Source organism: Bacteroidota bacterium, assembly GCA_016706255.1.
GTDB lineage: Bacteria > Bacteroidota > Bacteroidia > Chitinophagales > BACL12 > UBA7236.
This window is the reverse complement of record JADJJZ010000003.1, coordinates 917714-937579: the sequence shown is the minus strand read 5'-3', so window position 1 is coordinate 937579 and position 19866 is coordinate 917714. Positions and strand designations below refer to the sequence as shown.

Below are 19866 nucleotides of genomic sequence, written 5' to 3'. Positions count from 1 at the left end.
TTAATTAGTGGATGGAATTAATTTAAATACTTCATCAACAATGCGTTCTGCCGCATCTTCAATTGCGAATTCGGTAATATTTTTACTTATTTCGTTGCGTTTATTTTCATCGTTCAACAATGCTAAAGCTGCAGGCACCAATTCTGTTTGCGCATTTTTATCGGTGATATGAATTGCTGCATTTCCCTGCACCAGTGCCATCGCATTTTTAGTTTGATGATCTTCTGCAGCAGCTGGGAAAGGCACCAGAATTACAGGTTTGCCAACCAAACACAATTCAGAAATGGCAATAGCCCCGGCGCGCGAAACAATTACATCTGCGGCAGCATAAGCATGGTCGATATTGGCGATAAAGTCGAATACTTTAACATTATCATATCCTTTAGCTGCCTGCTTACAAACATCAAACATCAGTGTTCCCGTTTGCCAAATGACCTGAATTTTTTGATCGCGAAAATGATCGAGTCCTGCTATTAAACAATTATTTAAAGTACGTGAACCCAAACTTCCTCCTACAATTAATAATATATTACTGTCTAAATCGAGGTCGAAATCTTTTCTTGCTTTTTCCGGTTTCACATTACACAAAACGATATTTTGTCGAACCGGATTTCCTGTTTTAACAATTTTTTGTGCAGGAAAAAATTTATCCATTCCATCATAAGCCACACAAACAGTTTTTGCTTTTCTGGATAATATTTTATTGGTAACTCCGGGGAAAGAATTTTGCTCCTGAATCAATGCCGGTACACCATGACGAATTGCGGCATTCAGTGAAGGTCCGCTCGCAAACCCGCCTGTACCAATGGCTACATCAGGTGAAAATCGTTTCACAATACTGCCGGCTTTAAAATAACTGGCAATTAATTTAAATGGAAAACTCAAATTACGCATGTCTAACCCACGGTGAAATCCGCTAATCCATAACCCTTCAATGCGATAACCTGCTTTAGGAACTTTTTCCATTTCCATTTTATTTTCAGCACCCACAAATAATATATTCGCATCAGGTCTTCTGCGTTTTATTTCGTTGGCAATAGCTATCGCAGGGAAAATATGTCCCCCTGTTCCACCACCACTTATTAATATATTAATTGCTTTTTCCATTAAGATTTACTTTTTATTTTTTTGGGAGCAATTGCTTCCAATGCCTCTTCTTCAGCATGAATAGCATCATCATTTTCTTCTGTTATCACATCTTCCGCTAAAGCTTCCATTGCTTCTGCCTGTTTAATTTCTTTTTCTTCCTTCATTTCAATTTCACGGCTCACACTTAAAATAATTCCGATGCTTAAACTGGTAAACCAAAGTGAAGTTCCCCCCATACTTACCAGTGGCAATGTTAAACCGGTTGTAGGTAATAAATGCACCGCAACACCCATATTTACAAAGGCCTGAATGGTAAGCACCAGGCCTAAACCAACTGCAAGCAGTGCACCAAAACTACTTGGTGCTTTTGCTACAATTTTGATACAGCGGTATAAAAAAACGAGATATAAAAAAATGATGAATATGCCGCCAATCATTCCATATTCTTCAATAATTGTTGCATAAATAAAATCGGCATAGGGATATGGTAAAAAATCTTTTTGTGTAGAGTTACCCGGACCAACACCAAATACCATTCCTTTGGCAATAGCAATTTTTGCCTGATCAGTCTGGAATGAATCATCTTCCGTACCACCGTTTATAAAACTTTCCACGCGCGAATTCCAGGTTCCCAAACGACCAACATCAGGTAATAAATAGGAAAGGGCAATAATAATTCCGAGTAAAACAATACCTGCTCCAACCGTGAGCATGATATATTTAAAACGAACACGACCAACAAACATTAATACAATACAAGAAAAAAATAAAACACTTGCCGTAGATAAATTTTCAGGTAAAATCAATGCGCAAATAATTGCTATCGGTAAAATAACCGGAATAAATGCTTCTTTAAAAGAATCCATTTTTTCCTGTTTTTTCGATAACACACGGGCTGTATACATAATGAGTGCAAACCGCGCCAAATCTGATGTTTGGAAGGTAAGGTTAATTACCGGCAACGTGATCCAACGCGAAGCATCATTTACTTCAGGAGCAAGCGTCATGGTGTAAACCAAAGCCGGAACACTCAACCATAATAATATTTGTGCAATACGGCTATAATATTTATAAGGAATAAGGTGACTGAGATACATGAGAAAAACCCCGAACAATAAAATGATTGTATGTTTAATTAAATAATATTCGGTATTCCCGCCTGCAGATTTATAGGCAAGCGTTTCAGTTGAACTGTAAACAGCCAATATCGAAACAACGGAAAGCAAAAACACAACCAGCCATATATAGCGATCGCCTTTTACTTTACTTAATAAAAATGTTACCGGTTTCGACATAATTAATTTCTTATACGCTTATAATTCACGAACACGTGCTTTAAACTGATTACCTCTGTCTTCATAATTTTCAAATAAATCGAATGAAGCACAAGCAGGTGATAATAAAACCACATCACCATTATTGCCAAGACGATAAGCCATCTCAACACAATCGCGCATACTTTCAGTATTTACAACGATGTCAACCAACTTGCTGAATGCCTGCTGAATGCGGGTATTATCTTTTCCTAGGCAAACAATTGCTTTTACTTTCTTTTTTACTAAATCGGTCATGAGTGCATAATCATTTCCTTTATCGATTCCGCCAACAATCCAGATTACCGGTTTTGTCTGGCTTTCTAAAGCATACCATGAACTATTTACATTGGTCGCTTTTGAATCATTAATAAATTCGATGCCATGCACCTGAGCAACAAACTCCAAACGGTGTTCTAATGAAGTGAAGTCGCTGAAACTCTCACGCATGTTCTCATTGTTCAACCCGAGTAACTTCCCACTGATGCCTGCGGCCATAGTGTTGTACTGGTTGTGTTTTCCTTGTAGCGCTAATTCGTTGATGGTCATTGTAAATTTGTTTTGGTTGATATTGATTTGTATTTGGTTATCTGCAACCCACGCCCCTTCACCTGGTCGGTCATCCAAGGTGAATGGGATTAATTTTGGGCTGTTGTTATTTGTTAATTGATTTTTTAATTCATTTGTAACTACAGCATCATCAGCATTATAAATAAAATAATCTCCTGCTGTCTGATTCATTTTAATTCTGAATTTCGATGCGATATATCGTTCAAATTCATAATTATAACTGTCTAAATGGTCTGGTGTTATATTTAATAAAACAGATATATATGGTTTAAATGTAATGGCATCATCTAATTGAAAATTGCTGATTTCCAATACATAATATTCGTTTTTTCCGTTTGCAATTAATTCTGCGAAACTTTTGCCGATGTTTCCTCCTATCACTACATCTAACCCTGCTTTACGCAACATGTGATAAGTAAGTGATGTGCAAGTTGATTTACCATTACTGCCGGTTATGGCAATTACTTTTCCTTCACAATACCGCCACGCAAATTCAATTTCGCCTACAACAGGAATATTACGTTCGCGGATTTTTTTCATCACTTCGTATTTTTCCTGAATGCCCGGACTTTTTATAATTTCATCTGCTGCAAATAAAATTTCGTAATTATGTTGCCCTTCTTCAAAAGCAATTTCTTCTTTAATTAATTTCTCTTTATAAATATCTTTTATTTTTCCCTTGTCGCTCACAAACACGTCGAAACCCTTGCGCTTAGCCAATATGGCAGCACCTGTTCCGCTTTCGCCTGAGCCTATTATGACAAGTTTTTTCTGTTTCATCGCACTTTAAGTGTTACTATGGAAACAATTGCTAATAATATGGTGATGATCCAAAAACGTGTTACGATTTTTGTTTCGAACATGCCTTTTTTCTGATAATGATGATGCAGCGGACTCATTAAAAATATTCTTCTGCCCTCACCGTATTTCTTTTTAGTGTATTTGAAATAACTCACCTGAATCATTACACTTAAATTCTCCACGAGAAAAATTCCGCATAAAACAGGTATTAATAATTCTTTACGAATAACAATTGCGAGTGAAGCAATAATTCCACCAATGGTTAAACTTCCGGTATCACCCATAAATACCTGGGCAGGAAATGCATTGTACCATAAAAACCCGATACAAGCTCCGATTAATGCTGCACTAAATACAACCAATTCACCGGAATCGGGTATATACATAATATTTAGATAATCACTCAAAATGGCATTACCTGCAACGTATGCAAAAATTAACAGCGTTAAAACAATTATTGTAGATGTTCCCGCTGCCAGTCCATCTAATCCATCAGTTAAATTGGCACCATTAGATACTGCTGTGATAATGATGATGATGATTAAAACAAATACTAAAGGAAATAACCATTTTTTTGTATCATCACTTGCCCAACCAACTAACCATTCGTAATCAAACTCATTATTTTTTACTAATGGAATTGTTGATTTTGTAGAACGTGTATCATGGCTCAGATATTTATCTCCGGCTTCATTCAGCATACCTGCACCATCAAGTCTTACATTTTGAGCTGCATAACTTTCAACCGGTCTACCAACTGGTTGACCGTTTTCAACTTCATACACATAAATATTATCGTAATCGCGCAATTTTATGTCGTCAGAAAAATATAATACTAATCCCACAATTGCGCCGAGACCAACTTGTCCCATTACTTTAAATTTCCCGCGTAATCCTTCTTTATTTTTTCTGAAAACTTTAATATAATCATCAAGAAATCCGATTAATCCCATCCACACGGTAACAATTAACATCAGCAACACATAAATATTTTTCAAATCAGCCAGCAATAAGACAGGAATTAATAATGCCAGAATGATGATGATACCACCCATGGTAGGTGTTCCTTTTTTGCTGAGTTGTCCTTCCAATCCTAAATCACGAACGGATTCACCAATTTGTTGTTTTTGTAAAAAACGAATAATTCTTTTTCCGATAATAATGGAAATAATCAACGATAATAATACCGCCAAGCCTGCTCTGAATGAGAGGTATTGAAACATCCCGGCACCGGGGAAGTCGTATTTTTGATCGAGCCAGTTAAAGAAATAGTATAACATTATCGCGATAGGGTTTTGAATGTTTCTGAAAGTATTTGTTTATCGTCGAAAGGATATTTTACGCCTTGTATTTCCTGATATTTTTCATGGCCTTTTCCCGCAACACATATTACATCACCTGGTTTTGCCAGCATTACTGCTGTTTTAATTGCTTCTTTACGGTCGGTAATGGATAAACATTTTCTAATTAATTCGCCTGCAACACCTGCTTCCATTTCTTTTATTATTTCTTCAGGTTGTTCGCTGCGCGGATTGTCAGAAGTGAGTATCGTTTTATCGCTTAAACCTGCAGCAACTTTTGCCATTACAGGTCTTTTGGTTTTATCTCTATCGCCACCACAACCTACAACTGTAATTAATTGTTGCTCTTTTTTTAACATGCTGCGAACAGTAGATAATAATTTTTCTACCGCATCAGGTGTATGCGCATAATCAATCACACCTGTTATCATATCATTTGCAGAATACACAATATCAAATCTTCCTTCAACCGGTTTTTGATTACTTAATGCTGTTAATACTTCATTTTTTTCAAAACCTAATAAAATTCCGATAGCATAAACAGTTAATAAATTCCATGCATTAAATTCTCCCAATAAATTGGAATGAAATTCGGTGCCATCAATATTTAATACTAATCCCGTAATGAGATTTTCTTTAATTTGTGCTTTGAAATTTGCAGGACCTCTTACAGAAAAAGTATAATGTGTGGCAGCACAATTCTGCAACATCACCTCTCCCCTTTTATCATCAACATTTACCAATGCAAATGCCGATTTTGGAAGTCCGTCGAAAAACATTTTTTTACTGCGGATATAATGATCAAATGTTTTATGATAATCCAGATGATCATGCGTAATATTGGTGAATACGCCACCCGCAAATACCAATCCTGCAATACGATGCTGATGTGCTGCATGTGAACTCACTTCCATAAATACATAATCACAACAGGCTTCTACCATTTTTGACAGTAATCCGTTTAATTGAACAGGATCAGGTGTTGTATGTGTAGATGGAATTATTTCATCGTTAATTTTATTTTCAACGGTAGAAATTAACCCAACTTTGAATCCTAAATCCCTTAATAAATGATAAGCTAAAGTTGCCGTTGTGGTTTTACCATTTGTTCCGGTAATACCAACCAGTTTTAATTGTGTAGATGGATAATCATAATAGGCATGTGCCAATTTACCCAATGCTTCAGCAGCATTTTTTACAATTATTATATGGCCGGCAACAGTTACGTTATCCTTATTTTCTGCAATTATTGCAACTGCACCTGATTCAAATGCTTTATTAATAAACTCATGACCATCAACAGTACTTCCTTTAACTGCGACAAATACAAATCCCGGTTTTACCTGACGACTATCAGAAGTAATTCCGGCAATATTGATATCGTTTGCTACAGCAACATCACCTAAAGCAGCTAATATGGTATTTAAAGTTTTCAATTTAATTGTATCGTTACATAAGTTCCTTCAATAATTGCCTGACCGGGTGTAATACTTTGTGTTACTACTTTTCCGGCTCCGTTTACTTTTACTTTTAATCCGTTTGTTTCCAATAAATACATCGCATCGCGTAAACCCATTCCTCTCACATCAGGCATGGTATACTGATATGTTTTAATTGCTTCATGAGAGGCAGATTTACCATGTGCATTTAATGCAACCCATTCTTCATTATCATCAAATCCTTCATTAACATGCAACCACGATAATATTTGTCGGAAGTCGTACGCATAACCACGTGCTTTTGCATCTACACCAACAAAAAGAGAATCGTTTGTATTAATTGGTTCGCGGATATTGATAAAATGCGAATACACTTTATCAGCAATTTCTCTAAACACCGGCGCTGCAACTGCACCACCGTAAAACGCTCCTTTACTCGGAGAATTAACCATTACGATAATGGAATATTTTGGATTATCATAAGGAAAATATCCTGCAAAACTTGCCAGATAATTATGTGTATAAATACCATTTTCAACCAGTTTCGCAGTACCCGTTTTTCCTGCAAACTGATAATAATCGTTTTTTAAATGTTTTGCAGTTCCGCTATCAACAACCGCTAATAAACATTCCTGCAATTTTTTAATTGTTGCGTCACTGCATAATTTTTCATTTAATACAACCGGCTCCGTTTCCTGAAGTGTAACACCATATTGTTGTGTTTCCTGCACTAAATATGGTTTCATCATTTTACCATTATTAGCAATACCATTGTAGTAGGTTAATAATTGTAATGGCGTAAGTTCTAATTCATAACCAACACTCATCCATGGAATGGTTGTGGCATACCAATCATTTTTATCTTTTGGGTATTGTTTAAATGTTGGTTTACGTTCGCCGGATAATTCAATTCCTGTTTTTTCAGTGATGCCGGAAGCAATTAAATGTTGAGTATATTTTTGCGGATCTTTCTGATACATTTGGTAAGCCAGACGTGAAATACCAACATTGGATGATAACGCAAAGGCCGTTTTTACAGTAACATTTGTTCTGTTATGCTCTTCGCTGTCGTTCATGGTTCGATCAGCGAACTGATATTTTCCATAATTTAAATCCACATGGTCATTTAATTCAATACCATCTTCAAACAAACACATTAAGGAAAATAATTTCCATGTAGAACCCGGTTCAACTTTTGTGGAAATGGCATGATTATAATTTTCCAGATAACGTCCATCGCTTGTTTGCGATAAATTAGCAATGGCTTTAATTTTTCCGGTTTTCACTTCCATTACAACTGCCGTTCCCCATTTAGCTTCATTTTTCACCAATGCGCGACGTAACGCTGTTTCAGTAATATCCTGAATATTGATATCTAAAGTTGTAATTACATCAACGCCATCAACAGGATCCAATTCATTTTTTTCACCTACGCGTACCCAACTTCCACCGGCAACTTTTTTAACTTTAGCAAAACCTGATTTCCCGCGCAGCAGTGTATCATAAGTGCCTTCTAATCCTACACGATTATTATCACGCACATATCCAATTGTTCTTACTGCCAAACTTCCGTATGGATATTCACGTGTTTCAATTGGTTCAGCAATTAATCCGCCTTTATTCTGACCTAAACGATACAATGGAAAATTTTCCATTTGTTGCTTTTGCGGCAGCGTAACTTTTTTATGTATTTCAACATATCGCTTTTTTTGTTTTCGTGCCTGCATAATTTTTTGTTTGTATTGTGCAGCCGATTTGTCTTTAAACATTTTTGAAAGCGAAATACTTAATGAATCTATATTTTTTTTGAAATCAGCATCACTTGGCGCAACGGCATCCATGTAAGTATTAAAATATGGGAAAGAAGTTGCGAGCACGTCATGATGTTCACTATAAATAGAACCACGTGTTGGTTTAATTTCCTGACGTTTTGTGCGCATGCTGTCTGCCATTGCGCGATATTCATCACCATGCACAAATTGTACATTACCAATTTGCACAACTATAGCAATTGCCACCACCACCATCCCTGCAAGGATGAGATACAATCTCCATAATATGTCCTTTTTAGTGTTTTCCACTTTTTGGTTTAATGGTATAAGGTGGGTGAGATAATTCCTGCATATTTAATGTGTCGACACGTTTCGCAACAGAGCTTTGGCGGCTGTGTTGTGTAAGTGAATCGCGTGTTGCATTATAGTAATATTGTTTTTCGAGTAATTCTTGATTAATTGATCTGATATCGCGGTCCATTGATACACTACGATGATTATTCCAGATGTAAAAAATGCCAATAATTACAATAAATACGAAGTAGGGAATATTATTTACAATATTCTCCCACTTAAAAAACTTCACCTCATCAAACGATTTTAATATTGATGCGAGGCTGCGTTTATTTTCCGGTGCTTTAGTATCTTGTTGTTTTTCTGACATTACCTGTTATAAAAAACGATTATATTTTTTCTGCAACACGTAATTTTGCACTACGTGAACGCGGATTTATTTGTAATTCTTCTGCTTCCGGTGTTACCGGTTTTTTAGTAATAATTTTAAAAGGAATATTTTTTCTGCCCATTAAATCTTCTTCCGGATTGCCATATACATCGCCGGTTTTCATCATATTTTTTACCATACGATCTTCCAGTGAGTGATAACTGATTACCACTAATCGTCCGCCGGGAACAATTAATTGAGCAGCACTGCTGAGCATTTCTTTTAAGGCAGCCATTTCTTCATTTACTTCAATACGTACCGACTGAAACAATTGGGCGAGGTAAGGATTTTTTTCGCCTTTAACTACAGAAAGTGCAATATCGCGTAGTTGTGCAGTTGTTTTTATTCCACCTTCACTGCGTAATTGAATTCTTGCAGCAGTAATGGCATATGCCAATTGTTTTGCATTTCTTATTTCACCGTATAAGCTGAAAATATTTTGTAATTGTTCTTCAGTGTAGCGATTAATAATATCGAAAGCAGAAACCGGTTGCGCTGCATTCATGCGCATATCGAGCGGACCGTCGAAACGAATTGAAAATCCGCGTTCACCTTCATCAAACTGGTGAGAGCTAACACCAAGGTCGGCGAGAATGCCATTTACTTTGGTAACACCCTGCACCCGCAAAAATTTAGAAATAAATCTAAAATTCTGCGGGATAAAGGTGGCGTTTGTAGCGTCAAACTCATTGATGAAATTATTTTGCGCATCAGCATCCTGATCGAAGCAGTAAAGTTTACCTTTTGGTGAAAGATGTTGCAAAATTGTTTTGCTATGTCCGCCACCACCGAAAGTAACATCTACGTAAATTCCGTCAGGATCTGTAATGAGTGCCTGAATGCTCGTATGTAAAAGAACAGGTGTGTGATATGTACTCATATACCGTACTTGCCACGCACTTTTTCAGATAATTGTTGATAGTCTGCAGGATTCCTGTTGAGGTATTTTTCACGGAATTTCTCCATCGCCCAAACCACAACTTTGTTTTTCTGGCAAACCATAATCATATCTTTTGTAATTCCGGCGTGTTGCACATGCAAACGGGGAATCAGAATGCGTTCGGCTGAGTCGATAGTTAAAATCGAAGTGCCACTGTAAAACATGTTTTTAAAATCACGGTCTTCTTCAGAGTTCTCGGGAATCTGATTGATTTTGTCCATTTCTGTGTAGAATTCACTCATGGGGTATAGATAAAGGCATGGGTCAACTCCACGGGTTATTACGAACTTTCCGACGTCATCACCGGAGAGTTGTGACACGAGCCCGGCAGGAACGCGGATGCGCTGCTTTACGTCGAGGGTGCACTCATATTCTCCGATTAAAAATGCCATAGTTGGTCGTTAATGAACTAATTCGAACGTAAACTTAGAAGTTTTATTACACTTTCGTACACTTTTGTACACTTTCGAGGTTGAAAAATTTTTGCACAAATAATGCACATCGGTTATGCACATTTGTTAGCATGCCACCGGAGTGCAAGCTGGGCGGGCATTGGGGCGGAAAGGAAAATGAGAAGTCGTGAAAAAATGCAAAATTTGAGTCGGTTTTGTGACAAATTCAGTGCTTCACAATCAGTGCCGAATCATCCCTCAGGGAGTGAAAATGTACACCCAGACCCTCAAATTGGGTTTTCCAATAGCCATTACTCTTTCTGCTATTGGTATTATCGGCCACAAAAACCGCATTGGGAAAGGTTTCCAGCAGTTTTTCCGCCTTGATGAACGGGTTGTCATGTAACAAAACGTAATTGACATTATCTGCCTGAAGTGGCAATCGAAGCCGGTTTTCCGGAGTTACCACAAAAATGACCATCTCCCCAAAAACAAGGTACGGGAAGTGAAAAGCAAGATCTGCCTCCAAAAAACTGGTATCCGGACCATCAAAACGCCCTACCGGGGGGTCAGCTATGCCCTGAGCGACAAAATCGGCCGAAATTTGGAATTTGAACTCCGGAGTTTCCAAAATCCGGGAAGTATCGGAGTATAATACGGCCTTTTCACCATTTTTGAAGAGAATAGCGGTTTGGTTCTTCAGACTGTAAAACGTGGTAGAAATCTGTCTGTCATTGGTGATTTTTCGGTTTGCTATAAAACCGGTAATCAAAACACTAAGCAGCAACATGTTTAGCAAATACCGTTTTTCTTTTAAAACCAGAAATGCGCCGAGATAAATTAGTACGATATAACACAATATTGTTTCGGGGGTTTCAAGATATAATCCTTCGGTTAGCGCAAATGGTAAACTTTCAATTTTAATAATTGCAAAATTCATAATACGCAAACTCCACTCGAGCAGAAATGCAACCCAAATACCAATAAATGGAATTGTGCCGACAACAAAAAATGCTAAACCCAAAACCAATACAACAAATGAAACCGGAATTGCAACGATATTAGATAATAAAAAATAATTCGGGAACTGGTGGAAATAAAAAAAACTAATTGGTGATGTTGCCAATTGTGCAGCAAGTGAAACGGAAGTCATGCCCCATATTTGTTTCAAGAGATAATTTTTCGGATACCACAACTTGGTTATAATTGGTTGAAAAAAAACTATTCCCCCAACAGCCATATACGATAATTGAAATCCAACCTGAGTAATTTGGTACGGATCATCAACCAGCAATATCAACATCGATAAAAATAAAATATTAAATGTATTGGTCTGACGTTCATATGTTTTTCCAATTGCCAAAAAGGTAAACATAACAGCACTTCTGTTTACGCTTGCTGATAAACCGGACAAACAGGTATATATCCAGATAATAATTAATATCAAAATTGTTTTAATTAATGCAGCATTACTTTTTTTCTTTTGGAAAAAGCCAAATGGTTTAAATAATACTTCCAGGATAATAAATAAAATACCCACGTGTAATCCTGAAACCGCCAGAATATGCATGGTTCCTGTATTGGCATAGGCCTGACGAACTTCCTCATCCAACACACTTTTTTGTCCGATGATTAATGTTTCAGCAACAGCTAAAGCATTTTTGTCGTGCAGATTTGCTTCCAGCGAACGAATAAAATTTGCTTTTGTGTTGAAGATGAAATTCCAAACCGGCTTGGACTTATTAGCTCCGGTTGTTAAATATTCGTGCGATTTTACAAATGCGGTATGATATATTTTTTGATTTTGAAGATAGGTTACATAATTAAAAGCATGCGGATTTTTTGGTGGTGTTGGTGTGGTAAATACATTTTTAAGTAATAACAAATCACCATATACAAAACTATATTTTTGGGTAGAATCAATGACAATGTATAAAATAGATTTACCAACCGTTTTTATTTGTTTGTTAGATGTAATTTGCTGCTCCACATTTACATACAAGCGGATATTTTTATCAGTCAGTTCAGGTGGTTTAGTTATACGACAAAGAAACACAGATGAACTATCTGCGCTTTGCATAAAATAATTTGATTTATAAATAGGCGTTTCATGAATTACTAAAACAATTCCTGCAATAAATAAAATTGTATGTAACAATACACCATAAAAAGGTTGCAGATTAAATTTGGATGCCGTTTTGTTATACAGTTGTAAAAATGCATACGCCAGCACCAGCGCATAAAACAAGTAGTTCAGCCATTGCTGACTAAAATGAAAATTCAGGCATATGATGATTCCGGCAATAAATGGAATCAAATACCGGAATAAAGGGATGTAATTCCAATATCCGTTCATAAGGGTAAACGGCGTTAAAACTATATTTTGTGGGTGAAGATTACAACAACAGCAAAGCGAAGAAAAATAATGTTGTTTGTTTATTAGGTAGTAAGCGGTTAGAAAGTTTTGCGCAGGTTTAATCTATTCACTATTCCAATCAATTGGAACGCGAAATGCAATCACAATAAACGCGAAAAAATAATGATTAAATCAATCAGCGAAAGCTAATTAATGAATCGCCGCAACGCCGGGTAACTCCTTACCTTCAAAAATTCGAGCATTGCACCGCCACCGGTTGATACATAACTAACTTCATCTGCAAGATGAAATTTATTTACCGCAGCAACACTGTCGCCACCACCAACTAATGAATATGCACCATTTTTTGTAGATGCTGCAATGGCTTTTGCAATGGCAATTGTTCCTTTCGCAAAATTTTCCATCTCAAAAACACCCATAGGTCCGTTCCACAAAATTGTTTTAGATGCAGCAATTACTTCGCTGAATTTTTGAATCGCTTTTTCGCCAATATCCAAACCCATCCATCCATCAGGAATATTATTACTGTCGCCGGATTGAATTTGTGCAGCATTATCAAATTTATCGGCAAGAATTGAATCTTCAGGCAATAAAATATTTACACCTTTTGCCTTCGCTTTTTCTAATAATTCTTTTGCCGTATCTAATTTTTCTGTTTCACATAATGAGCTTCCAATATTACCGCCCATTGCTTTAAAAAAGGTATACGCCATTCCGCCACCGATAATAATATTATCTGCTTTTTCGAGCAGGCGTTCCAAAATCATAATTTTATCAGAAACTTTTGCGCCACCGATTATAGCAGTAAATGGTTTTTCGTGTTGATGTAAAACTTTGGTAGCTGCTGCCACTTCTGCCGCTAATAAAAAACCGGCCATTTTATGTGCAGCGTCAAAATAATTTGCAATAATAGTTGTTGATGCATGTGCACGGTGAGCAGTTCCAAAAGCATCATTTACATATACATCACCCAGTTTTGCTAATTCCTGTGCAAATGCAGCATCACCTTTTTCTTCTTCAGCATGAAAACGCAAATTTTCAACTAATAAAATTTCTCCTGATTTTAAATTTTTTGCTGCCTGCACTGCAGTCTCGCCAATACAATCATTAACAAACTGAACCGGTTTAGCCAGCAACAGCGATAAAGGTTGCACAACGTGACGTAACGAATATTTATCCTCAGGTCCGCCTTTTGGTCTGCCCAGGTGCGACATTAACACAACCGAACCACCTTCATTAATTATTTTATTTATAGTTGGCAAAGCAGCGCGCAGGCGATTATCATCGGTAACTGCAAATGTTTGTTTATCTAAAGGCACATTAAAATCCACACGAATTACTGCACGGTGTCCTGAGAAATTAAATTGGGCAACAGTTTTCATTTTTTAAGAGTTGGTAATTCTAAAGATTAATTTATGATTACATTTTTGCAATACGTTCAATTAAATCGGCGAGGCGACTGGAGTAACCAAATTCATTATCGTACCAGCCAACAATTTTCACCATTCTGCCGATAACGTGTGTAAGTTGCGCATCAAAAATGCATGAATTCGGGTCACCAATAATATCGGTTGAAACAATTGGATCTTCGGTATAACTTAAAATACCTTTCAAATCGCTGTTTGCTGCAACTTTAAATAATACGTTGATCTGTTCAACTGTAGTTTCTTTATTAATGATACAAGTAATATCCGTTAATGAACCATCCTTTACCGGAACACGAATACCTGCACCACCAATTTTACCAATCAGGTCGGGGTAAGTGAGTGTGATTGCTTTTGCAGCGCCTGTTGATGTAGGCACAATATTTTCGGCAGCGGCTCTTGCCCTGCGGAGGTCCTTATGCGGCGAATCATGTAAACGTTGGTCGCCGGTATAGCTGTGCACGGTAGTAATATAAGCCGATTCGATATCAAAATTTTCATGAATCACCTTAATCATAGGAGCAGCACAGTTGGTTGTGCATGAGGCATTGGAGATGATAACATCATCCTGAGTAAGCAGGTTATCGTTAACACCGAGCACAATTGTTTTAATATCGGAACCCTTTGGTGGTGCAGAAAGCACAACTTTTTTAGCGCCGGCAGTAATGTGTAGCATTGCATGTTCCTTATCGAGAAAATGCCCTGTTGATTCCATTACCAGGTCGATATTGAGGGTTTTCCATGGCAATTTAGCGGGGTCTTTTTCGGCATACACACGAATCAGCTTATCATTTATGAGCAAATCGTTACCCTTCACCTCAACTGTACCACTAAATCTCCCGTGCACAGAGTCATATTTAAACAAATGTGCCAGTGTTTGAACGTCGGTAAGGTCGTTAATGGCAATAATTTCAAAATTGCTTTTTTCGAGGGCCCTGCGGAGGAAAATTCTTCCGATACGCCCGAATCCATTGATTGCTACGCGATAGTTACTCATAATATGCCTGTAAAATTAGCTTCAAAAACAGAATTTTTGTGCAGAAATTTTAATAAAAATAAATTTTCTATTACTTTTGCACTCTCGTTTACAAAAACGGCCCGTTCATCTAGGGGTTAGGATACAAGATTTTGTTACTAATAATGATGAAAAATACACGCAGGCAGGCTTGCCTCACCATCAAGGAACGCGATGGGGAGGGATTCCCGGGGTTTCGGCTCCGAAGCAAATGTTCTTATACTGCGGCAAAAAAAATGGCCCGTTCATCTAGGGGTTAGGATACAAGATTTTCATTCTTGGTACAGGGGTTCGATTCCCCTACGGGCTACTAGATTCCTTCAAAACCCTTGCTGTGCAAGGGTTTTTGTTTTTTTGGTCGAGCTATTGTCGAGCGGACAGGAATAAACCTTCGATGGTTAACTTTACCTTCCTTATCCTTATTTATTTTAAATTAGAGTTTTTTTTACCAATATTTGATCACATTTAAAAGTCTTTTATGAAAGCAATAAGCCTATTCGTTTTGTTGGCATCCGCTCTAAGTCTTTACTCACAAACAGCCGATAATACCGACAGAATTATTTTGTTAACTGGAGTTATTATCAAGGGTAATGTCGAGGCAGCTTCCGACTCCAAAGTTCAATATGAAGATCCCAAGGATAATAACTTATTAAAGACTATTGAAGCATCCAAAGTCTTCATGATTATTTATGCGGGTAATGAAACAAAATTTTATGGTTGCAGTGAGGTAAATAGCGGAACTGAAATTCAATCCACGATCTATAATGGTGATCTAATAAAAGGAAGATTGATTGCGGTGAATGGACAAACAGGAATACTGATTAAAATCAAAGACGGAAATAAGGAATTAGAAATTAATCCTCAGCATGTTGAGTTTAATGAATATAGTGATCTTAACGCATTGTATAAATCCAAAGGAGCTGAAAATATCTCTGTATGGGTAAAATGGAAGGTTACACCTACAGAAAGCTATTGGGACTTAGTCAGTTTTGTACTAAACGAATAAAAGATTTGCGATCACCGGACACGGCTTAAATTAAGAATATGGCTAAATTATTCCCTGACGTTTCAATAATCAAATCCAATCGCGTTAAACCCGAACCAGGTGAATTATATATATTAGAATTTTTAGAAAAATCATTTGATGATTCTTTTGAGGTTTATTTCCAGCCTTTTCTAAATGGTGATAGGCCCGATATAATATTAATGCGTAAAGGCTATGGCGTTATAGTTATCGAGGTTAAATGACTGGTGAGTGGTGTCGGCAAGTTGTTAAAGAAGCCATTGAAAAATATAATCCACCGGAAATAATTAACTCCAACCAGGGGTCTCAATTCACCGGTTAAGAATATTTAGGTCTGTGGAACGAAAGAGAAAATCCTATAAAAAGCAGTATAGACGGAAAAGGAAGAGCAATTGATAATATATTTATAGAGGCTTTGGAAGTCAGTTAAATACGAATGTGTTTAACTGCATTGCTTCGAAGATGGCGTTCAACTTTACAACGGATTAAATTCATATTTTAATTTTTACTATTACGAAAGAGATCATCAGCCATTAGGGTTTAAAAAGCCTTCAACTTTTTACTTGAAAGTAGCCTAAAACCGTTAGATAAAAAAAAGTTATTAATGAATCAAAAAACAACTATATTTGCCTAATATCCCTTACTAAAACCGGGGTACATTATTCTTAATACACAAAGATTTATTACCAAATAAAGCTATCTATGAGAATCTTAAACTTTTTCCAAAAGCAAATTTTTATTACATTATTATTCTTACCACTTACATTACGCTCACAGGGAACTGCAACTAACGAAATGTCATTCATTTATTTAATGAAATACTATTATAGCAATAAAATTGACTTGCAACAATTTAGTGATGCATATTTAAAAAGGTTTGACAAAGATTACAATAATTATAGAAATAATGAAATAGAATATTCAAGAGAAAAAAACGGAACTATTAATAAAATTAAACTGCTTTGCAACAAATTTACTTATGACACGGTATATGTCTCGGCTAAAATAACAACAAATTTCGGCAAATATAATAAGGAATCACAAGCCTTTAACTTTGAACCGCTTCCCTCAGGCGTATATCTCCAATTTGCAGAATCTGTCAACTTTGACGAAGTAAACCAAGGAATAAATTCATACATAGCCAATGGAGATGAATTTAATGAAATCAAAATGTCACTAGATTCAGCTGACAAACTATTGAAAGAACGTACCGTGCAAAGTCAATCTGGGCCTGATAAAATTGACCGTAGGGTGTACCTAAAACTTCATTATTCTTTTATTAATAAGATATATTCTAAAAGTGAAAAATCAGTTTCTCCATCAAAATTTGACCTCAAAAACTTCACTGTGTGTTACATACATAAAATTGAAGTATGGTCAGACGAATGTCAAGAAGCAAAACTATTAACTGTATTACATTCAAAGTCACAACCACCAACAGAAATTAGTAATGCAAATCTGTTATCAAAACAACCACTTAAAAAAAGCACCATTCAAGACGAAACGCTTATACTTAAACCGTCATCCATTTATTTATTGAATAGTTTTTTTATCTCCTCAACACAAACATGCGATAAAAAGAGCTACTTTGATATCACATTAAAAATAAATAAAAAAACCGATGGCAGAGAATTTGAATTTACCATTTGGACAAGCAGTTGCATGAGTATTTCCCGGCTATATATATACATTTACCGACTTCATGATTACCAATATCCATTAATGGTAAATTCCGTTAACTTTTTTGATAAAGAGATTCCATATTCAATAGTCAGAGTAAACATTACTGATGTTACATATGAGATTTTGCAAAAGAGAGGAATCAAAAAAATAACACTTCAAGTTGGTCCAACCGTTACTGACCCAGGAAATAAAAATTACACCAATACGTATTTCCCCAACTGCTCTCCCCTCGGCAATACATCAACTATTTCATGGACATTAACAAATGATATACAAACAGCGCTATTCAACTTTTTGTCAATTTACTAAAAGATATACTTATGAAATCACCAATTATCGGATTCCTACTTATTGCAGTATCTCTATTTGCATGCAACAAGAAGTCTGACTTTATCTCTGATTATGATTTATCAATTATCCCCTTCGAACAGAATAAACTGTGGGGATACATTGACAAAAAAGGGGAGATACTGATAAATCCACAATTCAAAACAGCATCACTTTTCTATGAAAATATTGCATTAGTGCAAACAGACGATGACAAATGGGGGTACATAAACACAGAAGGAAAATTTATTATTACCCCTCAATACAAACAAGGATCAATATTTGCTGAAGGAATAGCAATAGTTGTTCAAGAAAATAACCATCCCCAACTAATAGATACTAAAGGAGAAGTAATAAAAACCCTCACAGATTTAGAGGAAGTTAAACCCTTTATCAATGGCTATGCATTAGTAAAAAAAGGTTCCTATTGGGGAATGATAAATAAAACCGGAGACATTGCAATACCGACAATTTATAAATCTCTAGGCAATTACTATGAAGGTCTAGCAGCATTCTCTCTAAAAGGCAATGATGACGAAGAACCTAAATATGGCTATATAAATGAAAAAGGGATCATTATTATTACCCCACAATTTAAATATGCCGGGGAATTTCATGATGGACTAGCACGTGTATCCAACAGTGAACTATATGGCTACATTGACAAAGAAGGAAAATACAAAATCAACCCGCAATTTAAATCAGGCAAAGATTTTTCAAATGGGGTAGCTTTCGTTAACAACGGTGATAGCTGGGGGATGATTGATAATAAGGGCCAATATTTACTAAACCCCCAATTTAAACAAGTTCCTAAACATAAAATATCAGATTTAATTCCAGCCAAAAGCATTGATGATAAGTTTGGATATGTAAACGAAGAGGGGAGTTTTAAGATTAACCCCCAATTTGAATCTGCAAGCAGCTTTTATAAGGACATAGCTATTGTTCGAACTGCAGGCAAATGGGGTATTATTGACATGGAAGGCTCATATATAGTAAACCCACAATTTGATAATATACTATATCCGGAAATAACAGAATATTTGTTTGCTTTTCAAAGCATTAAATCTGATTACTTTAACACACATCAAATAGCTGATTTCCTATTAAATGGAACCGATAAAAACATGTTTTTCAATATAAATCCACAATCTACCTACAAAGAAATCTCTTCAAATTTTAAAGGGGATTTAAACTACAAAAATTTGATCAGCTACAAGAACATTGAAATAAACGAATATGTATTTATAGATGAAATAACATTTGGATTTTCGGAAAATATTAAGCAACAAATACCAATATATAAAACCATTCAACGATATGATAGTCGTAAAGGAGGCTACTACAACGAGCAAGTTTTTGATCATTATGATAATATTAATAATGAAAGTGCTGAATTTAGAGGTGCCATTTTCAAAATTGAGCTAAAAGACAAGGCACAAGATCATGCTAATGAAATTTATACAAGACTTAAAGATGAATTGATAACCAATACTGATCTCACTATTAATGAAGAAAGATTAGGGGGCGAGATTGCATTCCTTTCAATGGAAAATAATAACTACAGTATAGTAATAAATTATGTTACAAAATCTCCACAATATATTGAAATAAGGTACTACAATAAAGTTGCAAATCCCGGTGATACTGATTTATAAACGAAACAAGAAAATTC

16 protein-coding genes and 1 tRNA gene are annotated in these 19866 nt (G+C 36.1%); 5 read left to right on the top strand and 12 right to left on the bottom strand.

The genetic code is table 11. The features are described 5' to 3' along the window. The 12 genes from murG to gap all read right to left on the bottom strand — a co-directional run bounded on the left by murG (position 1) and on the right by gap (position 15139). Positions 1-1107, bottom strand: coding sequence for an undecaprenyldiphospho-muramoylpentapeptide beta-N-acetylglucosaminyltransferase (gene murG, locus IPI65_05820; protein MBK7441043.1), 1107 nt, complete (start codon positions 1105-1107; stop codon positions 1-3). Then, positions 1107-2384, bottom strand: a complete 1278-nt coding sequence (locus IPI65_05815; protein MBK7441042.1) for an FtsW/RodA/SpoVE family cell cycle protein — start codon at positions 2382-2384, stop codon at positions 1107-1109. The genes murG and IPI65_05815 overlap by 1 nt, the downstream gene beginning before the upstream one ends. 18 nt (positions 2385-2402) lie before the next feature. Then, positions 2403-3752 carry a UDP-N-acetylmuramoyl-L-alanine--D-glutamate ligase gene (gene murD, locus IPI65_05810; GenBank protein ID MBK7441041.1) on the bottom strand — a complete coding sequence of 450 codons (1350 nt, stop codon included), beginning with the start codon at positions 3750-3752 and terminating at the stop codon, positions 2403-2405. Further along, complete coding sequence (locus IPI65_05805) at positions 3749-5053, bottom strand: phospho-N-acetylmuramoyl-pentapeptide-transferase (GenBank protein ID MBK7441040.1); 1305 nt, start codon at positions 5051-5053, stop codon at positions 3749-3751. Before IPI65_05805 ends, murD begins: the two co-directional genes overlap by 4 nt. After that, positions 5053-6510, bottom strand: a complete 1458-nt coding sequence (locus tag IPI65_05800; protein MBK7441039.1) for a UDP-N-acetylmuramoyl-L-alanyl-D-glutamate--2,6-diaminopimelate ligase — start codon at positions 6508-6510, stop codon at positions 5053-5055. The genes IPI65_05805 and IPI65_05800 overlap by 1 nt, the downstream gene beginning before the upstream one ends. Further along, positions 6507-8594 carry a transpeptidase family protein gene (locus IPI65_05795; GenBank protein MBK7441038.1) on the bottom strand — a complete coding sequence of 696 codons (2088 nt, stop codon included), beginning with the start codon at positions 8592-8594 and terminating at the stop codon, positions 6507-6509. Before IPI65_05795 ends, IPI65_05800 begins: the two co-directional genes overlap by 4 nt. Continuing rightward, positions 8581-8949: a hypothetical protein gene (locus tag IPI65_05790; GenBank protein ID MBK7441037.1), complete on the bottom strand. Its 369-nt coding sequence runs from the start codon at positions 8947-8949 to the stop codon at positions 8581-8583. The genes IPI65_05795 and IPI65_05790 overlap by 14 nt, the downstream gene beginning before the upstream one ends. Positions 8950-8968: 19 nt before the next feature. Beyond that, the gene (gene rsmH / locus IPI65_05785; protein ID MBK7441036.1) at positions 8969-9889 is read right to left on the bottom strand and encodes a 16S rRNA (cytosine(1402)-N(4))-methyltransferase RsmH; all 921 of its coding nucleotides are present in this window, start codon (positions 9887-9889) and stop codon (positions 8969-8971) included. Beyond that, positions 9886-10341 carry a division/cell wall cluster transcriptional repressor MraZ gene (gene mraZ / locus IPI65_05780; GenBank protein MBK7441035.1) on the bottom strand — a complete coding sequence of 152 codons (456 nt, stop codon included), beginning with the start codon at positions 10339-10341 and terminating at the stop codon, positions 9886-9888. Before mraZ ends, rsmH begins: the two co-directional genes overlap by 4 nt. 226 nt (positions 10342-10567) lie before the next feature. Then, entirely contained in the window at positions 10568-12697 is a 2130-nt protein-coding gene (locus IPI65_05775; GenBank protein MBK7441034.1) for a ComEC family competence protein, read from the bottom strand. Positions 12698-12903: 206 nt separating this feature from the next. After that, positions 12904-14100 (bottom strand): phosphoglycerate kinase, encoded by a 1197-nt coding sequence (locus IPI65_05770; GenBank protein MBK7441033.1) that lies wholly within the window; start codon positions 14098-14100, stop codon positions 12904-12906. A gap of 37 nt (positions 14101-14137) precedes the next feature. Continuing rightward, a complete protein-coding gene (gene gap, locus IPI65_05765) occupies positions 14138-15139 on the bottom strand; it encodes a type I glyceraldehyde-3-phosphate dehydrogenase (protein ID MBK7441032.1) in 1002 nt (333 codons plus the stop codon). Positions 15140-15395: 256 nt separating this feature from the next. Here gap and IPI65_05760 point away from each other — a divergent pair. From IPI65_05760 to IPI65_05740, 5 genes are all read left to right on the top strand, one after another. Beyond that, a tRNA-Glu gene (locus IPI65_05760) sits at positions 15396-15467 on the top strand. A 168-nt stretch (positions 15468-15635) separates the two neighbouring features. Further along, positions 15636-16163, top strand: coding sequence for a hypothetical protein (locus tag IPI65_05755; protein MBK7441031.1), 528 nt, complete (start codon positions 15636-15638; stop codon positions 16161-16163). Positions 16164-16201: 38 nt separating this feature from the next. Then, positions 16202-16405 carry a hypothetical protein gene (locus IPI65_05750; GenBank protein ID MBK7441030.1) on the top strand — a complete coding sequence of 68 codons (204 nt, stop codon included), beginning with the start codon at positions 16202-16204 and terminating at the stop codon, positions 16403-16405. A gap of 478 nt (positions 16406-16883) precedes the next feature. Next, the gene (locus IPI65_05745) at positions 16884-18173 is read left to right on the top strand and encodes a DUF4852 domain-containing protein (GenBank protein MBK7441029.1); all 1290 of its coding nucleotides are present in this window, start codon (positions 16884-16886) and stop codon (positions 18171-18173) included. 11 nt (positions 18174-18184) lie between these two features. Next, positions 18185-19849 carry a WG repeat-containing protein gene (locus IPI65_05740; GenBank protein MBK7441028.1) on the top strand — a complete coding sequence of 555 codons (1665 nt, stop codon included), beginning with the start codon at positions 18185-18187 and terminating at the stop codon, positions 19847-19849. Positions 19850-19866: the final 17 nt, after the last annotated feature.